We start from the raw sequence: 19649 nt of genomic DNA on the forward strand, positions 1-19649 counted from the left end.
AGCATGCTGCCCCGCACCACCTCCGCGCCCTCCAAGGCCACCTCCGCCGCCCGCTCCCGCCTGGGACGCCGCGAGTTCGGTGCCCTCGCCCTGCTCCCCCTGGCCGGCTGCGGCTTGCGCCCGGCCACCGCCTACACGCCCGAGGTCGCCCCCGGCTCGATCCAGCCCATCGACGGCCTGCCGGACGACGCCACCATCACCGTGACCGGGAAGAACTTCACCGAGCAGCTGATCCTCGGCAAGATCGGCGTGCTCGCCGCCCAGGCCGCCGGATTCACCGTCAACGACCTCACCAACGTGCCCGGCAGCGTCCCGGCGCGTGAGCTGATGACCTCCGGCAGCGCCGACATGACCTGGGAGTACACGGGCACGGCCTGGCTGACCTACCTCGGGGAGACCGAGGGCATCCCGGACAAGCAGGAGCAATGGGAGGCCGTGCGCGAGGCGGACGCCGAGAACGACCTGACCTGGCTCGAGCCCGCACCGCTGAACAACACCTACGCCTTCGCCGTGCGCACCGAGGCCATCGAGGAGCTCGGCGGAGTGCGCACGCTCAGCGACCTCGCGGAGCTTCCCGTCGAGGAACGCACCCTCTGCGTCGAGGCCGAGTTCAACTCCCGGGCCGACGGGCTGCTGCCGATGCTGGAGACCTACGGCATCCCCCGCGGCGACGCCGACGGGGTGCCTGCGGACAACATCAGCATCTACGACACCGGCGCCGTGTACACCGCGACCGACCGGGGCTCATGCAACTTCGGCGAGGTCTTCACGACCGACGGCCGCCTCGACAGCCTCGACCTCACCGTGCTCGAGGACGACCTCGGCTTCTTCCCCGCCTACAACGTCGCCCCGGTCCTGAACTCCACCACCCTGGAGACCTACCCACAGCTCGCCGACGTCTACGCCCAGGTCACGCCCTTCATCACCGACGAGGCGCTGCGCGAGCTGAACCTGCGGGTCGACGAGGGCGGCGAGCTCCCGGCCGACGTGGCCTTCGAGTACATGGTCGAGCAGGGGCTGGTCACGGAGCCCTGAGCGCGGGGTGCCCGTACGGCGCCTCCGCGCGGGGGGCCGGTGCGTCTCGTTCTAGCGTGCCGGGCCCGCACGAGAGTACGTCCTCACCGCGCCACCGCTCGGCATGCCAGGTGCAGCGCCAGCCGGCTCGAGGGGTCGTGGAGATCTGCCCCGATCAATGATTCGATGCGGCGCATCCGCGAGGTCACGGTATTGCGGTGCAGGCCAAGGGCCGCCGCGGTGGCGGCGATGTTTGATTCATGCTCGAGGTAGGCGTGCAGGGTATCGACAAGCTGATCATCACCCTCCCGCAGAGGGGCCAGGAGCGCCTCGGCCGCCGGCACGAAGGTGTCGCTCTCGGTGCGGGCCAGCAGCAACTGCTCGATGCCGAAGGCGTCGAAGCGCACGAACCACTCCGAGGCTTCGCGGTCCGCAGCCAGCAGCGCGGCCTCCGTCGCGTCCCGCAACGTCAGCTCCAGCCCTGGTTCCTCGGCCCGCAGCGAGCCCACGCCGGTGGCAACGTTGAACGTCGACCGCAGCTGGCCATGGACGGCGCGCAGCGCGCGCACCTGATGGTCCACCTCGGCCGGCGCGGGCCGGGTCGGGAAGCGCAGCCAGCCCGTGACCCCCTGGCCCATCGTGGTCACGTGGCTCTCGATCTCGAGCTCGCCCAGGGCCGCGATCGACCGACGCAGCAGGTCGCTGGTGATCACGCGTGATCGCCCCACGACTCGGAACCCCAAGTGGTACCCGCTGGTGCGCCAACCCCGTTCGGCCATGCGCCGCGCGACGTCCCCGGGATCACCCTCGGCACGGTCGAGGAAGTCCCGCAGCAGTTCGGCCGAGGCCGAGGCGTCGCTGACCGCGTCGATCTCGTCGATGAGGATCCGGGCGGCCACGGCGGGCATCGCCACCTGAGCGGCGACGGCCATCGCGCTGCGCTGGGCCTGGTTCACCCCGGGGGCGAAGAACGCCAACCGCAGCCCGGCGCGCGAGGCCCGGTCCACACGCACGCTGGCGACCGCCATCCCGTCGGTAACCTGCACATCTGTCCACGGCTTCCAGTCGATCGCCTCGCTCGCCCTGCCGAGGGTGCCGCCGGCTTCCTCCAGCACGCCGTCTGCATCCAGAAGGGCGATCCCGCACCCGGCGGAGGCGCTCAAGTGTGCCAGCAGATCACGCAGGTCGCGGGCCGGGTAGCGGAACGCAGTGGCCAACCGGCCGACGCGATCCAACGACAGAGCTCCGCGCGCCTCTGAGATCCGCCAGGTCGCCTCGGCCAGGACAAAGGGCTCCCGGGCCGCGAGCACCACCAGATCCAGCCGGTCCGCGAGCCGCCGCGAGCTCTCGTCGATCTCCTCGGCCCCCGGCAGTGCGAGGCCGGAGTACCCGCGGTCGCAGACGCGCCGCAGCAGCGCGTCCACGCGCCAGGATTCCCGCGGCAGAGGATGGGTGATGATCGCCAGACGGCCCCCACCGGGCCGTAGCTCGTCGGCCGCTTGCGCGATCTCTGCGCGCTGCCATTCTGCCACCGCAGGCCCGGCGACGTGGACCGCTCCCCCGTTATCGGGTTCGGCCAGAAGACCGGCGAGGTCGAGGGCATTCATGCGGCGTGGTCCGAGTCGTTCCGTCGGTCTGCACCGTGCGAGCACTCCGCACCGGAGGCACTGCCTGTGTCCTCGGCGCTGCCCGCCGTGTCGTAGCGATCCAGTCGGGGAACGCCGTACCGGGAGGGCAGGACGTGGGCCAGGCGAGCCGGGTCGTGACGCCACCAGGAGGCGATCGGCAGTTCGATCACCGCGACCTGCTGCAGCAGGCCCAGCTGGGGTACCTCCCGCACGGCACGGGTGCGGGCATCGATCACGGCCAGCACGTCCGGGGCTCCGGCGACCAGCTGCCCGTCCGTCGTCACCGCGAGCGTCTCGGTACGGGTGATCAGCCGGTGGACCTCGCCTGCGTCGCCCTCGATGGCGAAGCACTGCACCTGGGGGTCCTCGGTGGATTCGACCTGTCGGATGCGGCCGCTGGCCACCAGGCGCCCACCGAGCGCCCGCGCGTATTCGGTCAGTGGCTCCTCGGCCGCCTCCAGCGCCGCGCGGCCCAGATCGAGGGCTCCGCTGATCGCGCCCGGGACGGCGTGCTCGATCAGGTCACCGACGGTGAAGCCGCCGGCGAGAATGGGCCCGGTGCCGCCGGCCTCGGCCAGAGCGGAGCGCACGATCGCCTCGGCCTCGGCCGGCTCGCCGGTCTGTGTCACCACCACGCCGGAACGGGTCGCGGCGGCGAACACCAGCCCCGGCAGACGGTCCACGGCGAGGCTGAGCTGGTCGATCCCGGGCAGGGCGCGGCCCATGCAGTCGGCGTCGACCAGCGTGCGGCCATCAGCGGCGACCAGCGCAGTCAGTCCGTTCATGCCACCGATCTCCAGCGAGCAGATGGCGGTGGCCGGGCGCCCCGTCCACCGGTCGACGGCGTCCATCAGCGGTGCGAACGCGTGGTCGCCGGGCAGACGTTCGGCCAGGACCATCGTGGATCCGGCGAAGGCCGCGGCCACGCAGGGCGTCTCCGGATCGAGCTGGTCGGGGTCGTGGAGGTCGACGGGAAGGGGCAGACCCTGCACCAGCAGCTCAAGATAGGTGGTGGCGCCGCCCCCTGCCGAGCCGAGCAGCGCGCTCCCGTGGGCGAGCGCCTCGATATCCGCATGCGCGAGCTGCCTGACCATGACCGTCAGTCTATGAGCGCCGGGCGCCCGGGCTCGTGGCCTCAGAGCCGTTCGACCGGCGCGAAGTCCTCCTCGAGCCCGAATGCCGACGGGCCGAAGGCGGCCAGCGCCTCCGGGGTGCGCATCAGCTCGGGCGTGGAAATGCCCAGCACCCGCACCCGCCGGCCGTAGCGCAGCCCCTCGGTAGTGATCGGCTCGGCCGACTCGTGGTCGACCACGCAGATCAGATCCGGCACGATCGCCAGCAGTTCCGCGCCCCGATGGGCGGTGAGATTCTCGTTCTGGAAGGCGATCTCGAGCGGCTCACCGGCCCCATCGAGAGTCTCGATGTGGGCGCGACCACGGGCGAAGCCCTCCGTGGTACGACGCTCGACGTCGGTGACCTTGCCGACGAAGAGTTCACGCACGTGCGAATAGAGGGTGGACGCGAGGACGTCGGCGATCGCGTCGAACGGAGAGCGTTTCTGCTCCCGCGCCTGCCGGATCGCGCGCCCCAGGGCGAGAGCCATGGAGATCGTGCGGGGCACGGCGGTGCGGCGCACGTCAGCTCCGGACATGGCGTATTCGGCGATGTGTCCGACGCCGCCCAGGCGAATCGTGACGCCACGCGCCAGCCACTCCATCTGCCGGTCGTCTTCAGCCGTATCGATCACGACCGTCTCGCCGCGCTCCCCCGCGAGGGCCAGCGGCGAGCCGTGCACACCGTAGACCGCGAAGGTCTCCATCGACAGCTCGGGGAAGGCGCGCCCCATGCCGTCGGCGTCGACCACGGGCAGACTGGTCTCGGCGGCGACGACGAAGGGGATCATCGAGTTTATTCCGCCGCACTCGATCGGCATGGTCGCATCCGCTGTCCGGTCCAGATGCGATTCGAGGGTGCGCAGGGCCAGCGTGGGCTCGGTCCCGGCGGGGATCTTCTCGACCATCACGGTGGGCGCGCCCATCTGAGCGGTGGGGATGACGAAGGCGTCGTCGTCGAGGTCCTCGGGGTCCAGCACTGTGATCTCGCCGTGGCCGAGGACCCGCTCGACCAGCTTGGAGCCGATGTAGGGGTCGCCGCCGCCTCCGGTGCCCAGCAGTGTCGCGCCGCGGGCGAGGTCGGGCAGGTCCGCTGCGGTCAGGGTCCAGCTCATGCCACTGCCTCCGATCCTTCCGAGATGGTGCCGTCGAAGCGGTGGGCGGGTAGGTCGTAGCCGAAGTAGGCCGGGCCCACCATCCCCAGACCCTCCGCGGAGTGCCAGCGTTCGTCAGCCGGAGCGGCGATCACCCGTACCCGCTGGCCGTAGCGCAACGCCTCGGTGGTCACCGGTTCACCGGTGTCGTGCTCGAGCACGATCAGCAGATCCGGGGTGGTGGCCAGCGTGGTGCCGTCGAGCTCGGCGATGAGGTGCTCGTTCTGGAAGCGCAGAGTCAGGGTGCCCTCGCCCTCCAGACGAGCGGTGCCGCGGGCGAAGCCGGCGGTGGTGGCGCGCTCGACGTCGATGACCTTGCCGGCGAACAGCTCGCGGCCGCCGAGGACCCCCGCGGCACGGGCGACCGGGTCGGCCTTCTCGTCGCGAGCGATGCGGATGGCGGCGCCGACGGAGCGGCACTGAGACAGCGAGCCGGCCACCATGGCCTCACGGGCCGTGTGCCCAGGCATCGGGAACCCGGCGATCATGATGGAGCTGCCCATCTCCACAGCGGCTACGCGCGCCAGACGTTCGGTCCAGATGTTGTCGACCGTCTGCAGCACCCCCACGTTGCCCTTCTCGTCGGCGAAGGCCAGCGGGGAGGCGGCCACGCCATAGAGGGTCGGCAGCACCATCTGCAGTTCCGGGAAGGCACGGCCCATCCCGTCGGCGTCCAACAGCGGCAGGTCCAGCGCGGCCGCGGCGGCGATGGGGATCGTGGAGTTGACCCCGCCCACCTCGGCGCAGGCCACGTGCGTGACCGTCTTGCCGAGATAGTCGGACATAGCGCGCAGCGGACCCATGACTTCATCGAGACTGGGCAGCTTCTCGACCATCACGGTGGGGGCGCCCATCATGGCCACGGTCGCGACGACGGCATCGTCGGGCAGGTCCGTGGGCGCGATCATGGTGACCGGTCCGTTGCGTGTGATGGCCTGCTTGGCCAGTAGGGCGCCGATGTAGGGGTCACCCCCGCCGCCGGCGCCGAGGACCGCGGCGCCGCGCGCGAGGTCGTCGATGTCCGCGATTGCGATGCTGCCGGTCATCGAGCCCTCATCTCGAGGTCGCCGACGGCTTTGACGCGCAGCCGAGTGGCGTTGCCGGGCAGGTACGGGATCGGAACCTCGTCGAAGTCGACGATCGAGACGGTCTCGGGGCGGGCCCCGGCGGCGACCGCCTTCTCCGTGGCCTCCTGCTTCACCGCCGCTATGGTCTCCTCGCGGGTGCCCGCGGCGATGGAGGTGACCGAGTCGATCTCGCCGCCGACCTGTGCGATGGAGGCGCCGATCGCGTTGGCCACGGAGAAGTTCTCGGGCCGGTGGACGGCGCCGAAGATCGGCAGCTCATCCGGCAGCAGTACCGAGCCGCCTCCCACCACGACGACCGGGAGCGGTGCGGGCGAGGTGCGCATGCGGTCGATCGCCTCGGCGACGCGCTCGGCGATCCGTGCCAGGACGCGCTCGACCAGTGCCGGGTCGAGGTGCGCGACCAGGGCGGGGTCGCCGACCTCGGCGCGTCCTGCGGCCACGGCGATGTCCGTCGCGGTCAGGGTGGAGCCGCCGAACACCAGCGCTTCCGTGGTGAGGCGGTAGCCCACCGATTCGGGCCCCACCTCGGCGGTCTCGACGTCGACGATGCTGCCGCCGCCGATACCGATCGAGAGCACGTCGGGCATGCGGAAGTTGGTGCGGATGCCGGCGACCTTGACCTCGTTGGCGGTCTCGCGGGGGAAGCCGCCGATCAGCAGCCCGACGTCGGCCGTGGTGCCGCCGACGTCGATGACCGCGCACGTGGTCAGGCCGCTGGTAGCCGCGGCGCCGCGCATCGAGTTGGTGGGGCCGGAGGCGAACGTCGCCACCGGGTAGCGGCGTACGAAATCCTCGTCCATGAGCGTGCCGTCGTTCTGGCTGAGGTAGATCGGGGCTTGGATGCCGTTGGCCCGCACCGCTGCGGTGAGTCCGTCGACGATCTCGCCGGCGAGCTCCCGCAGGGCGGCGTTGATGATCGTGGCGTTCTCGCGCTCCAGCAGACCGATGCGGCCGATCTCGTGGCTGAGGGAGATGGCGACGTCCTCGCCGAGCTCCTGGCGGATGATCCCGGCGGCCCGCTCCTCGAGGTCGTGGTTGACGGGGCTGAACACGCTGGAGATCGCCACCGAGCGAATGCCGTGGGCGGCCATGTCGCGGGCGTGAGCGGCGAGCTCCTCCGGGTCCAGCGGGGAGATGGGGCGCCCGTCGAACTCGTAGCCGCCGTGAGCGAGATAGGGGCGGGCGTGAAGCGCGTCGGTCAACTCCTCGGGCCAGTCCACCAGCGGCGGCAGGGCGCGGGTGGCGGGCAGGCCCAGGCGCAGGACGGCCGTGGGCGCCAGGCGCTTGGCCTCGACCAGGGCGTTGATGAAGTGCGTAGTGCCGATCATGACCGCGTCGATGTCGGCGCCGTCGAAAGCGTGCTGCGCGCGGATCGCCTCGATGGCCTGGACGATGCCGGTGGTGACATCTGCCGTGGTCGAGTGCTTGACGCCCACCAGCGTGGTGGTGCCGTCCATGAGGACGGCGTCGGTGTTCGTACCGCCGACGTCGATTCCGATGTGCATAAGGATTCGTCCTTCGGGTAGTCCGGTGAGAGAGGCGTCAGGGCGCGACGGTCTGGGGCTGGGTGCCAGGGGTCTTGACGGTGCCGACCCCGCGTACCCAGCCGAACCTGCCCGCGATGCTGTACAGCACCATCGCCAGCAGCAGGCTGAGCACGGGTGGGATTCCCCAGGTGGCGACGTAGCCGATCACCGCCGAGACCGCCCAGATGACGAGCGTGGCGGGCACTATGCGAGGCGCGAACTCGGGCAGAAGGCCGCTGGAGCGGGATGCCTCCAGTTCCGGTCGCCACTTCTTCACGACGAAGTACTCGGCCACCATGATCCCGGCGATCGGCGGAAAGGCCACGCCCAGCAAGCTGAGGAACGACTCGAACTGACCGAGGATTCCGGCGGCACCGAGGATCGTGCCGACGACGCCGAGCACGATCGTCGTCCACATCCGATTCAACTTCACCCGGAACGTGGTCGATACGAAGTTCACCAAGCCCAGGGCGGAGGAGTAGAGATTCCAGTCATTGATCTTCAGCGTGCCGGTGATGACGATCAGCAGGCCCACGAAACCCACCGAGGTCGTGATTATCGCGACCACGTCGCCGGTGCGCGCGGCATGCGCCAGCAGCACGCCGGCCAGTCCGATACCGAACTCACCAGCGCTGGTGCCCACGACGGTCTGTTTGATGACGTCCGCGCCGGAGCGGTTGAAGCGGGTCATGTCGCCGGTGATGATGGCGCCGACCATGATGCCGCCAGCGACGAGGGCAGATCCGGAGACGACCGACATCGAAGGCCCGGCCGGAGCGCCGGTCACGAGCTCACCGAGATCGTGCTTCCACAGCTGGGAGGTCACGGACCAGCCCACCAGCAGCAGAAACAGCGGCACGGTGACATTGGCGATCCACTGCATACCCACGAAGCCGAATGCGCAGATGGCCGTGACGGCGAGACCCACGACCACGCTCCAGATCCACACGGGCAGCAGGTCGGGCATCAAGGTGTTCAGCGAATCCGCCGAGATCGCCGACTGGATGCCGAACCAGCCGATCAGGCTGATTCCCACCGCGAGGCCCACGAGGGAAGCACCGACCTCGCCGAAGCCCGTCCACCGTGCCAGCAGTGCCGTGTTCAGGCCCTCCTTCATGGCGACGATGCCCACCATCGCCATGATCACCTCGACGACGAGCGAGCCGAAGAGGATCGACCAGAAGGCGTCCATGAACGTCATCGAGTAGCCCAGCGTCGCGCCGAGCAGGAACTGCGAGAGGGCCGAGACCTGCCCGAAGCGCTGGACCGCGATACCGAACCAGTGCTTTCGCGCCGCAGTGGGGACGCGCGAGAGCGCGTAATCGTCGACGTGTTCCGATCGTGCCATCAGCTCTCCTCGAGTGGGGTTGCCGGACACGTTAGGAACTCTCGAGGAGCCGGGCGATGTGCAGGGTGCACACAGTGCGATGCGAGGTGTGCAGGTTCAACAGCGCTGAGCGGATCCTGCTCCCCGACCAGAGGCGAGGCGGACCTGGGTCCAGTCCTCCCGAACCCGAGCCTGAGTGCAGCACGCCGGATAGTCCGCCGCGGCGCCCGGCCCACCGCCCGTGCGCCGTCGCTCCCGCCGAGGTGCGCCTGGGCTCGGGGCGCCCCTGCATCGCGACACCCTGTCACTCGTCCGCGTTGAGGAACACCTCCTGGACCGCGGCATGGTCCGCTTCGCCGTGCCCCGCCTGCACGGCATCCTCGAACATCCCCATCAGCACCGGGATCAACCGCGCCCGCAGCTCCACGCTGCCCGCAGCCTCCGCGGCGTACAGCAGATCCTTGACCTGGTTCGCGGTCGATCCGCCCAAGGGATAGTCGCGGGCGATGAGGTTGTGCTTCTTCTGGGCGAGGACCTCACTCCGCGCCAGCCCGCCCTCGAGCAGGGGAAGCAGTGCTTCGACGTCCAGCCCGCTGCGCCGAGCCAACCCGAGTGCCTCGCCGAGTGAGGCAAGAGTGCCGGCGACCACCACCTGATTGCACAGCTTCGCCGTGGCCCCGCTGCCCAGTGGCCCGAGGTGCACGACTGTTTCCCCGATGCTCTCCAGTGCACCACGCACGGCGGTCACATCGTCCGCGGCGCCGCCGACCATGATCGACAGTCGACCCGCCTTGGCGCCAGCGACGCCGCCCGAGACAGGCGCGTCGACGACACGGATCCCGTCGACGTCGAGCTCCGCCGCCAGCGCCGTGAGCTGGTCCGGCCCAGTGGTCGAGAGCACGACCAGACGAGCCCCCGCTCGCGCCCACGCGGCTTTGACCGACGGCGTGAGCAGCCCACGCAGGTGATGGACATCCGGCAGGACCGACAGAATGACCGGAGCAGCGGCCTCCTCAAGGGTCTTGGCCCGCTGAGCGCCGGCCGCGACGAGGTCGTCCCCGCGACTCTGGGTGCGGTTCCACACCGCCACCGTTCTGTGTGCGGCCAAGAGATTGTGCGCGATCGGATGCCCCATCGGGCCGAGACCGACCACGGACACGTCCGGATGCTCCATGGTTCCTCCTTCGGAGACGTCGCCTGGCCGCTCATGCGCGGAGTTCGTGAGCCTCACAGAGCCTCCTGCCCACGGCTCGCAGTGATTGGTCGCGCCTCGCCCGGTCGGGGCGCAGCCGCCGAATCGGCCGCTGCGCCCCACCGGCGGGCTTCCCCGATACCAGCGGTCTCTGGTCAGACGAGCGCGGGGTCGCTCGCCTTCTTCAACAGGTCAACGGTTGCTTTCCGCATCTCGAGAATCGTCTCCATGCCGGCGGGCATCTCCACATCGTCCCAGGTGACGGTCTCGCCGGCCGCTACGTCTCGAGTCAGCGGGACATGGTGGGCGAGGGCGACGGGAAGCGCCCCTCGAGCGACCGAGGTCTCCGCGGAGATCAGCTTCCCGTACACGCAATATCCTCCCTCACCGTCCAGCACATCGCCGGCGGTGAGGTCCTTCTTGGCGGTCGCGACGACGTCGGCGCAGAATCCTGCTGGGCTGCCGGTAGCGACACCGCGGAGCACGGCGTTGGCGATCGAGATTCCGAGCTCCAGGCCCACGTAGTGGTACGGACGGTAGAGCGCCGCGTAGCGGCCGGAGGGGTCCGGATGCCACGGATACTCGGTGAAGCAGCTCGAGACGTAGTCGTTGGTCGCTTCGACCACTACGAAAACGCCCTCCTGCGTGTTGTGCTCGATCCATTCTCCGTCCCGGGTCACCGAGCTCATCACGTCCACGGAGCCATTGCGTCGGAGCACCCCGCCATCGGCCTCGGGGCGACAGATCGTGGCGATCTGCTCGACATCTCCGGGCGTGAAGGTCAAACCGTCGTCGGAGGGGAAGAGGGAGGCGGCGTTGGCGACGGCCGCCATCTCGATCGCGGCCTTGGTGCCGTCGCGGAAGGAGGTGTGCATATAGGGATTCAACTGGCCCGAGTCCGTGAGCTCCTTCGAGAACTCCCAGTTCTCCCAGACGTTGTCCGGATTCATCTGGTGGTAGTGCGGAAGGTACTTGGCGCCCTTGCCCGCGGCGGTCACGGTGAAGCCGGAGGTGCGTGCCCAGTCCACGAGTTCCCAGATCAACGCCGGCTGGTCGCCATAGGCGAGGGAATAGACGACACCGGCCTTCTTGGCCTCAGCGGCCAGCGCAGGGCCGCACAGAGCGTCAGCTTCGACCGTCACCATGATGATGTGCTTGCCGCCGCGGATCGCCCGCAACGCGTGGTCGGTGCCGACGATCGGGTTTCCGGTCGCTTCGACGATGACATCGAGATCGACATCGAGGAGTGCCCCCGCGTCGCCGACCACGGCGGTGCCGCCGCCGGACAGGGCCTCCTCGACGCTGCCTGCCACGGCATCGCTCGGCCAGTCCACCAGGTCCAGTGCCCCGTGGGCGCGCTCGGTGTTGATGTCGGCGATGCCGACCACGTGCATGCCCGGGGTGTTGCGTACCTGGGAGAGGAACATGGTGCCGAAGCGGCCTGCTCCGATGAGGCCGATCTTGATGGGATCGCCCGCATCCTGCCGTCCGCGCAGGAGTTCGTGCAGATTCATAGGTGTGCCTTTCAGATCGAGGCGTCCGCCCTTGCCAGGTGGAGCGCGCTCTGTATCAGTAGTGGATGTCGTTGTTCGGCGCCGCCCGAGAGGCCCCGTGAGATCAAGCGGGAGGACCGGGCTAAGGCGGTACGGAAATATTGGGAGGCACGTGCGCCTCTGGAATGCTCCGAACTCCTCCTTTCGCGCTCATCAGTCCTCGACCCCGTGATCGCCGTCGCCGTCGTAGAGCGTGATGATCTGTGCGTCATCCGCCGACCCGAGCCCCCGCTCGGCCGCCACCGTGAAGCGGCTCCCGGCGCTGTCGAGCAGGGGAACCGGCGCGCCGGCACGTGCCGCCGTCTCCTGGACCAGTCGGGCATCCTTGACGAAAATGTCCACGGTCGAGTTGGCGATCGACGCGGGCGAGAGCATCCGGGGGCCTCGATCGGCAAGCATCCAGGAGGCGGCACCGCCGCGGCCGAGCAGGTCGAGCGTCCGGGCCCGGTCGAGCCCTAGCCGCCCAGCGAGGGACAGTGCCTCCGCGGCGGCGGCGAGGTGGATCGTGCACAGATGCTGGTTGACCATCTTCGTCACCTGCCCGTCCCCGACCTGGGCCCCTACTGGCTCCGGGGTGCCGAGAGCGCACAGAACGGACCTGACGCGGCGCACGTCCTCGTCGGCACCAGATACGAAGATCATCAGCGTGCCGGTCCGCGCCCCGGCGACACCCCCGGTTACCGGAGCGTCGACAACGCGCACGCCGGCACACCGGAGACGTTCGGCCTCGGCGCGGGCGGCATCGGGGCCGACGGTCGCGGCGATGATCCAGGTGCTCTTCGACAGGGCAGTACCCGCCACGTCATCCACCACGTCCGTGAGCTGCTCCGCGGTGGCGACCATGACCAGAACGGCCTCTGCGGCCGGAGCGTCCGCGAGCGTGTCGACGACCGGGAACTCACGGGCCGCCTCCCGCTTGGACGGGGACGGTTCGACACCGGTGACGTCGAATCCGGCCAGTGCCAGGTTCTGCGCCATGGGCAGGCCCATGGCGCCGAGCCCGACGACGACGACGCTCATCTCAGTGTCCGTGCCGGCGCGTGGGCCCGTGTCGATCGACGTGCTCACGCGCCGCTCCGGATCTGCTCCACCCAGGTGGTGACCTGATCGGGCATCCCCTCGATGAGCGGCTCGACCTGGGCGACCCACGCCTCCCGGTCCTCGAGCTCGACGATCGTCATCCCCTCCTCCTCCAGCGTGGTGCGGTACTCCTCGAGGTTGGTGACAGTGCGCTCGGTGTAGGTGGTGCCGACCTCATCGGCTGCTTCCCGGATGATCTGCTGATCCTCCTCGGAGAAGCCGGCGAGGGTATCGCCCCACATCAGGAAGTGATAGTTGGCGTACATGTGCTCAGTCAGCGTGAGGTGGGACTGCACTTCGTAGAGGGAGTTGAAGGTCGCGACGTCCAAAGGGTTCTCCTGGCCGTCGATGACGCCCTGCTCGAGGGCGGAGTACACCTCGTCCCAGGGCATCGCCTCGGCGCGTGCGCCGAGCAGCTCCCACGTCTCCACCATGGTCTGGGTCGAGGGGGTGCGGATCGTGAGGCCCGCGAGGTCATCGAGTGTGGAGACCTCTTGATTCACGGTGAGGTTCCGTGCACCGCGGAACATGTTCCCGAGGAGCTCGAAGCCCGTCTCTTCTGTGAGCGCCGTCTTGATCTCATCGCCGAGCGCCCCGTTCCAGACCTCGAAGAACTGCTCGTCGGACTCGTAGAGGAACGGCGTGGTCTCGACGGCGGCGAGCTCCGTATACGACTCCAGGGCAAGGATCGACTCGATCACGATGTGGGTCGTGCCCAGCTGAAGGCCCTCGATCATGTCCTCCCAGGAGCCCAGGGTGGAGTTCGCGTGGATCTCCACCGTCAGCCGACCGTCGGTTCGTTCCTCGATCAGCTCCTTGATCTGCTCCGAACCCTGTTGGCGGGGGTCCGTCTCCGATCCGGCGTGCCCGAGCACGAGGGTCTGGGATCCGGCCCCACTGCCGTCGGATCCACCGTTGCTATTGCTGGGGCGCAGTCCAGAGCACCCCGCGAGGGCGAGCGAGGACGCTCCGAGCGCTGCCATGCCGTTGAGAGTCTGTCGGCGAGTAATCATCGTTGAACACTCCATCGAATAGGAGGCGGTGCGACGGGCGGGATTGCCCGCCGCTGGGTCAGAACGTGACGCTGGGCAACCAGGTGCTCAGTACGGGGACATAGGTCAGAAGCAGTAGGAACACCACGCCGGAGGCGAAGAAGGGCCAGACACCCTTGGCGCCCTGGAAGATGTCGACCTCGGCGATTTCGGAGGCGAGCATGAGATTGAGGCCCACCGGAGGCGTCACCAGCCCGAGCCCCATGTTCACGACGATCACGATCCCCAGGTGCAACGGGTCGATGCCGAGCTCCATCGCGACCGGGTACAGGATCGGGATCAGGATGATGATGGCGGCGTTGGCCTCGATGAACATCCCGACGACCAGTAGGAGCACGTTGATCAGGAGGAGAAAGACGATGGGGCTGTCAGAGAGCTCCAGCAGTGCACCCGCTACCGCTTGCGGCACCCCTCCCGAGGTCAGCGCCCACGAGTACAGCTGGGCGGAGGCCATCACGAGCAGGATCAGTCCGATGAGGCCGATGGAGTCCTTCATCGCCTGGACGATCTTCGAGGGGGTCAGTTCGCGGTAGACGAAGGCGCCGACAATCAGGGCATAGGCCACCGCGACCGCTGCCGCCTCCGTCGGGGTGAAGATGCCACCGCGGATCCCGACGAGAATCAGCACGGGCAGCATCAGAGCGGGGATGGCATGCAAGAGCGCCGGGAAGAAGGCGGGGATGTCCTCTTTCGGGGTTCGGCCGATCTCGGTCGGGTCAATGGTCCGGCTCGACTCCAGATCGAATCCTCGCCGCTTCACCGTCACGTACACCGTGGTCATGAGCACCGCCATGTATATGACAGCCGGGATCAGACCCGCGAAGAAGAGCTGCCCGATCGACGTGCCGGTGACGACTCCGTAGAGGATGAGAGTGATGCTGGGCGGAAGGATCGGGGCGACGATGGCGGAGGCCGCCGTCACTCCGGCGGCGTACGCGCCGGTGTAGTTGCGTTCCTTCATCGCCGGGATGAGGATCCGGCCCAGAGAGGAGACGTCGGCGACCGATGAGCCGGAGAGTCCGCCGAAGAACACGGAGGACAGCACGTTCGTCTGCGCCAGGCCGCCGGTGAATCGACCGACGATGGCGTCGGCGAGTCCGAGCAGCCGCTTGGAGATCCCGCCCACGTTCATCAGTCCGCCGGCGAGGATGAACAGGGGCACGGCCAACAGAGGGTATGGCGTGATACCGGCCACGATGCGCTGTGCACCGATGGCCATGTTGTTACCGGTCATCAGGTACAGCGTGAGCAGTGAGGCTCCGGCCAATGCGAAGCCGACTGGTACGCGGGCAAGGATTCCTGTACCGAAGGAGCCCAGAAGCATTCCACCCATGGCCTTTTGTTCCTTCCCGATTCAGAGAGTCTGCTCGAGGCGGTCCGCCGGGCTGGCGGCCGATGTGACGAGCTGGCGTAGGAGGACTTCGAGCTGGAAGGGGATGCAGAGACCGAAGCCGACGGGCACGGCGAGCATCTGCCATCCCGAGGAGATGCCGAGGCTGGGCAGGTCGCGCTGGAACGACGTGGCGAGCATCTCCAGGCTGTAGAGGACGAGCGTGGCGCAGATGCCGATCACCACCGCCGACGCGAGGGCAGAGACGATCTTCTGCACTCGTACGGAGCGCCCGCGCCAGATGTCCACGAGCATGTGCCGACCACGGCGCACTCCCAGCGGTATCGCGAGCAGCGCGGTCCAGACGAAGGCCGTCTGGGCGAGCTCTGGCGCCCAGGCAGTCGACTGAGAGATCAGATATCGGGCGACCACCTGCCAGAAGACCGTGAGCACGATCCCTCCCAGGGCGACGAGGGCAGCGATCATCACCACCCTTTCGACCACGTCGAGGGTTTTCGTCCCGACCCTGAAGATGCGGTCCATGCCGGTACCTCCTTCGGTTTCCGCCACGCACGACGTGCGGGGGCACTCACGCGATGTACGCGCCGCCGTTGATGTTCTGGGTGGTGCCCGTGATGTACGAGGCGTCCTCGCTCGAGAGGAAGACGATCAGGGCTGCGATGTCGTCGGGCGCGGCCTGCCGGCCCAGGGGGATCGAAGCGGACAACGCTGCTTCGCGGTTCTCGTCGGTCGCTCCTGCGCGGATGTCGGTGTCTGCTGCTCCGGGTGAGACGGCATTGCAGGTGATCCCGTAGGGAGCGAGTTCGCGGGCGAGAGACCGCGTAAAGCCCAGTACCGCAGCTTTCGCAGCGGAGTACGGGGTCTTCGAGAAGACCCCGCCTCCCTGCTGAGCCGAGACCGAGGACATCGTCACCACTCGGCCATAGCCACCGTCGATCATGTCCGGTACGAATGCGCGCACCGTGAGGAAGGTCCCGGTCGAGTTCACAGCGAAGACGTGTTCCCACAGTTCGGGAGTGACTTCGAGGAAGGGCGTCGGGGACGCGACACCGGCGATCGTCGCCACGGCGCCGACAGGCGGCAGGTCCGCAGCGTGAACTGCCGCGTGCAGCGCATCGACCGAGTCGGCCGCAGCGACATCCACCTGGTGCGCCAGAACCGGCGTCCCGAACTCTTCGGAGATGTCGGCAGCTGTGCCCGCGGCAGCTTCGGCGTCGAGGTCGGCGACGACGACCGCCCACCCTTCGCGGGCATACCGGCGGGCTGCGGCTCGCCCGAGGCCTCGCGGAGAGCCGGCGCCGGTGACGACGGCGGTGCGCGGAGTGGCAGGTGAGAGATCCATGGAGTCAGTTCCGTTCGTGCGGGTGCGGTCAGAGAAGGGAGGAGATGAAAGTGCCGGCGCGCAGGGCCGCCGCCGGTCGGTCTTCTTCCGCCACGTCGGCGGTCTCCAGTTCGAGGGAGTAGGCGCCCGCGTATCCGGCGCTCTTGAGCGCTGCGATCGCGGCAGGGAAATCCACATCGCCGTTGCCGGGTGTCAGGTGGATGTCTCCAGGGCGTGCATCACGGAGGTGGACGTGGGCGATGCGGTGTCCCCAGCGCTCGATCCAGCTGGGAATGTCATCCCCAGCGGCGACAACATGGCTGACATCGAGAACGGTGCGGACGTCGCTGTCCTCGAGCTCGGTCAGAAGGAGGTCGGCGCGCTCGCGGCTGTGGCAGAGCCGGCCTGAGTGCTGGGCCTCGACCCAGATCTGGACGCCACGGCCGTAGGCGATCTGTGCCGCCCACCGCAGGGCACTGGCGACGCGCGAGACATCTGCCCTCAGGCCATCGAGGGGTTCCTGGCCCTGAGAGCCGCACGGCAGCACGATCGCCTGCGCGCCGACGGAGTCGGCGAGTTCGAGCAGACGACACAGGTGCGCCTCGCGACCCGCGCGCTCTCCCTCGTCGAGCGCACGATTGAGATCCCCGATGTCGGCGTTGATCGAGCGGACTGTCGACCCGAAGCGCTGAAAGGTCTCGGCGACCCTCCCGACGGCTTCGCCCGTGAGGTCGTAGGGCACGTGGTCGCACACGCCCGGTAGCGCTCCGAGATCGACCTCCGCGAATCCGAGCTCGCTAATGACGGACAGCGCGCGATCCAAGGGCTGCCGGCGAAAGCTGATGGTCGAACAGACCACGTGCGGATGAAGGGGCAACTCTGACTCCTCTGGGGACTCCACTGTCCGGGGTGCGTCGGCGGCGATCCGCCGTGACGAGGACGGTACGGTCCTACTGTTCTACTGTCAACAGTTGCCACATCTGCTTGAATCGCGGTTCAATGCGGAGATGACTTCCCACTCAACCGGGCTCCCCCCGCTCCAGGTCAGCAACCTCCGCTCGCAGGCGCTGGTAGCGCTGCGCGAGGCGATCGTGATGGGCACTTTCGAACCCGGCATGCACCTCGCCGAGGTGCGCCTCGCGAAGGAGTTGGGGATCAGTCGCGGCACCCTCCGGGAGGCGCTGCGTCAGCTGGAGCAGGAAGGCCTGGCTGTAACGGACGGGCGCGGCAGACTCCACGTCCGCTCGCTCGATGCCCGAACCGTGCGCGACGCCTTCCGAGTCCGCGCCGCGCTGGAAACCCTTGCCGCCCGGACGGCTGCCGAGTTGCCCCGCTCGGAAAAGGTCACCGCGCTGTCCGAGCTGGAACGCGCCCTCGAGGCAATGCGCGCAGCTGAGGGCGAGTCGCTGCATGCGAGCCTCGAGGCCGACGTCGAGTTCCACCGCACGCTGTGCCGGGTCTCCGGGAACGAATCGTTGCTGCAGTCCTGGGAGCAGATCTCTGGCGTGGTCCGAATGTCGATCATGTTCGCCGGCGCTGAGAGGGCTCGTAGGAACGTAGCCGCTCCACGTCACCAGGAGGTCATCGATCTGGTCGCGGAGAACCCAGACGACCTCGAGAAGCGCATGAACGCGCACATCCTCGACGTGCTCGAGGATTTCGAGCTCGACCAGCGCGATGCAGGCCGGCTCAGCACTCGCCCATAGGGCGTTGCGCGCCGCGCGAAGGGGACCCGGCCACCTCCTGGACTGAAAGCGGTCCTGACCCCGACGAGAAACCTTCCTCGTACTTGACGCCATCGCGACCTGCCCGTACCTTCGGACTGATGGTCAGACCATATGACCACCGATCTCCCGCCAACGACGCCCAGGAGGCCCTGATCATGAACCTCTATACGCTGCTACAGAAACGCCGGGAAGTTGACGGTCCGATACGGGTCGGGGTCATCGGCGCCGGCAAGTTCGCCTCGATGTTCCTCACCCAAGCCGCGACCTCCGACGGATTCCATGTCGTCGGGGTCGCGGATCTGGACCTCGAGAAAGCGCGCGCGGCGATGGTGCGCACCGGATGGCACGAAGAGCGGTTCGGGGCGCCGACGCTCGATGCCGCGGCGAAGGCGGGAAACACCTGCTTGCTCGAATCCAGCGAAGCCCTCATTGCCCATCCTTCAGTGGAGGTGATCCTGGAGATCACGGGCAATCCCCTCGTGGGAACCCATCACGCACTGACGGCCATCGATCACGGCAAGCACGTCATCATGGTCAACGTGGAGGCGGACAGCATGCTCGGTCCGCTCCTCCAGCGCCGCGCCGAGGCGGCAGGCGTCGTGTATTCCATGGCCTACGGTGATCAACCTGCTCTGATCGCCGAGATGGTCGACTGGGGCCGGACCGTCGGCTTCGACATCGTGGCTGCCGGGAAAGGCACGAAGTATCTGCCGGAGTACAACGCGTCAACACCTGACACCGTATGGAATTACTACGGCTTTACCGAGGAGCAGCTCGCCAGCGGCGACTATAACCCCAAGATGTTCAACTCCTTCCTCGATGGCACGAAGTCTGCAATCGAGATGGCCGCTGTCGCCAACGGCACGGGCCTCGAACCGCAAAATGAGGGCCTACTCTTCCCTCCGGCCGGTATCGACGACTTGCCGACGGTGTTTCGTGAACGGGCACGGGGCGGCAGCCTCTCGCGGCGTGGCACAGTCGAGATCGCCTCATCGATGAATCGGGACGGCACAGAGATCGAGCGGCACCTGCGGTGGGGTGTCTACGTCACGTTCGAGGCACGAACCGACTACGCAGTCCAGTGCTTCGCAGAATATGGGCTTCACACGGACGAATCAGGCCGATACGGCTCGCTCTACCGCCCGTACCACATGATCGGGCTCGAACTCGGTGTCAGCATCGCCTCCGCCGTTCTGCGCGGCGAGCCGACCGGCCACCCCACCGGTTTTCGCGGGGACGTCGTGACGACGACGAAGAAACCGGTGTCCCCTGGCGACACCCTGGACGGTGAAGGCGGATACACCGTCTTCGGGAAGCTTGCCCCTGCTCGTCGCTCTCTTGCGGTAGGCGCACTCCCGCTCGGCCTCTCACACGGAGCAAGGGTGGTGCGCCCGGTCGCGCAGGGCGACATCGTCACATGGGATGACGTAGAAGTCGACGAGAACACAGCTGCCGTGACCCTGCGCAGGGAGCTGGAAGGGGAGTTCCGTACGATGGCAGCCTAGATCGACGTCTCTTGCCGGT

Annotated in this window: 17 protein-coding genes; 3 read left to right on the plus strand and 14 right to left on the minus strand. The window is 68.2% G+C overall.

Features of this window, described 5'->3' with window-relative positions:
- The first annotated feature begins 3 nt into the window (after window positions 1–3).
- Complete coding sequence (locus ACFQS2_RS03595; protein WP_377019681.1) at window positions 4–1035, plus strand: glycine betaine ABC transporter substrate-binding protein; 1032 nt, start codon at window positions 4–6, stop codon at window positions 1033–1035.
- Between the two features lie 83 nt (window positions 1036–1118).
- On the opposite strand, the gene ACFQS2_RS03600 is transcribed toward ACFQS2_RS03595, so the two are convergent.
- The 14 genes from ACFQS2_RS03600 to ACFQS2_RS03665 form a co-directional block, all read right to left on the minus strand.
- A complete protein-coding gene (locus ACFQS2_RS03600; RefSeq protein WP_377019680.1) occupies window positions 1119–2621 on the minus strand; it encodes a PucR family transcriptional regulator in 1503 nt (500 codons plus the stop codon).
- Window positions 2618–3736 carry a DUF917 family protein gene (locus ACFQS2_RS03605; RefSeq protein ID WP_377019679.1) on the minus strand — a complete coding sequence of 373 codons (1119 nt, stop codon included), beginning with the start codon at window positions 3734–3736 and terminating at the stop codon, window positions 2618–2620. The genes ACFQS2_RS03600 and ACFQS2_RS03605 overlap by 4 nt, the downstream gene beginning before the upstream one ends.
- A 41-nt stretch (window positions 3737–3777) precedes the next feature.
- A complete protein-coding gene (locus ACFQS2_RS03610) occupies window positions 3778–4869 on the minus strand; it encodes a DUF917 domain-containing protein (protein ID WP_377019677.1) in 1092 nt (363 codons plus the stop codon).
- Complete coding sequence (locus tag ACFQS2_RS03615; RefSeq protein ID WP_377019676.1) at window positions 4866–5954, minus strand: DUF917 domain-containing protein; 1089 nt, start codon at window positions 5952–5954, stop codon at window positions 4866–4868. Before ACFQS2_RS03615 ends, ACFQS2_RS03610 begins: the two co-directional genes overlap by 4 nt.
- Window positions 5951–7501, minus strand: a complete 1551-nt coding sequence (locus ACFQS2_RS03620; RefSeq protein WP_377019674.1) for a hydantoinase/oxoprolinase N-terminal domain-containing protein — start codon at window positions 7499–7501, stop codon at window positions 5951–5953. The genes ACFQS2_RS03615 and ACFQS2_RS03620 overlap by 4 nt, the downstream gene beginning before the upstream one ends.
- 37 nt (window positions 7502–7538) lie before the next feature.
- Window positions 7539–8870, minus strand: coding sequence for a purine-cytosine permease family protein (locus ACFQS2_RS03625; protein WP_377019672.1), 1332 nt, complete (start codon window positions 8868–8870; stop codon window positions 7539–7541).
- Window positions 8871–9153: 283 nt separating this feature from the next.
- On the minus strand, window positions 9154–10023 hold the full coding sequence (locus ACFQS2_RS03630) for an NAD(P)-dependent oxidoreductase (RefSeq protein WP_377019671.1): 870 nt from the start codon (window positions 10021–10023) through the stop codon (window positions 9154–9156).
- Window positions 10024–10196: 173 nt separating this feature from the next.
- Window positions 10197–11555: an NAD(P)H-dependent oxidoreductase gene (locus ACFQS2_RS03635; protein WP_377019670.1), complete on the minus strand. Its 1359-nt coding sequence runs from the start codon at window positions 11553–11555 to the stop codon at window positions 10197–10199.
- 192 nt (window positions 11556–11747) lie between these two features.
- Window positions 11748–12614: an NAD(P)-dependent oxidoreductase gene (locus ACFQS2_RS03640; protein ID WP_377019669.1), complete on the minus strand. Its 867-nt coding sequence runs from the start codon at window positions 12612–12614 to the stop codon at window positions 11748–11750.
- 44 nt (window positions 12615–12658) lie between these two features.
- On the minus strand, window positions 12659–13687 hold the full coding sequence (locus tag ACFQS2_RS03645) for a TRAP transporter substrate-binding protein (protein WP_377019668.1): 1029 nt from the start codon (window positions 13685–13687) through the stop codon (window positions 12659–12661).
- A gap of 58 nt (window positions 13688–13745) precedes the next feature.
- On the minus strand, window positions 13746–15059 hold the full coding sequence (locus tag ACFQS2_RS03650) for a TRAP transporter large permease (protein WP_377019667.1): 1314 nt from the start codon (window positions 15057–15059) through the stop codon (window positions 13746–13748).
- Between the two features lie 21 nt (window positions 15060–15080).
- Window positions 15081–15599 (minus strand): TRAP transporter small permease, encoded by a 519-nt coding sequence (locus ACFQS2_RS03655; protein WP_377019666.1) that lies wholly within the window; start codon window positions 15597–15599, stop codon window positions 15081–15083.
- Window positions 15600–15645: 46 nt separating this feature from the next.
- Window positions 15646–16419 (minus strand): SDR family NAD(P)-dependent oxidoreductase, encoded by a 774-nt coding sequence (locus ACFQS2_RS03660; protein ID WP_377019665.1) that lies wholly within the window; start codon window positions 16417–16419, stop codon window positions 15646–15648.
- Between the two features lie 28 nt (window positions 16420–16447).
- Entirely contained in the window at window positions 16448–17275 is an 828-nt protein-coding gene (locus ACFQS2_RS03665; protein ID WP_377019664.1) for a sugar phosphate isomerase/epimerase family protein, read from the minus strand.
- Window positions 17276–17369: 94 nt separating this feature from the next.
- Here ACFQS2_RS03665 and ACFQS2_RS03670 point away from each other — a divergent pair, with 94 nt between their 5' ends.
- Window positions 17370–18104: a GntR family transcriptional regulator gene (locus ACFQS2_RS03670; RefSeq protein WP_377792771.1), complete on the plus strand. Its 735-nt coding sequence runs from the start codon at window positions 17370–17372 to the stop codon at window positions 18102–18104.
- Window positions 18105–18280: 176 nt separating this feature from the next.
- On the plus strand, window positions 18281–19630 hold the full coding sequence (locus tag ACFQS2_RS03675; protein ID WP_377019662.1) for an NAD(P)H-dependent oxidoreductase: 1350 nt from the start codon (window positions 18281–18283) through the stop codon (window positions 19628–19630).
- Window positions 19631–19649: the final 19 nt, after the last annotated feature.

It is taken from the genome of Brachybacterium sp. GCM10030267, from assembly GCF_042666875.1.
Lineage (GTDB): Bacteria > Actinomycetota > Actinomycetes > Actinomycetales > Dermabacteraceae > Brachybacterium.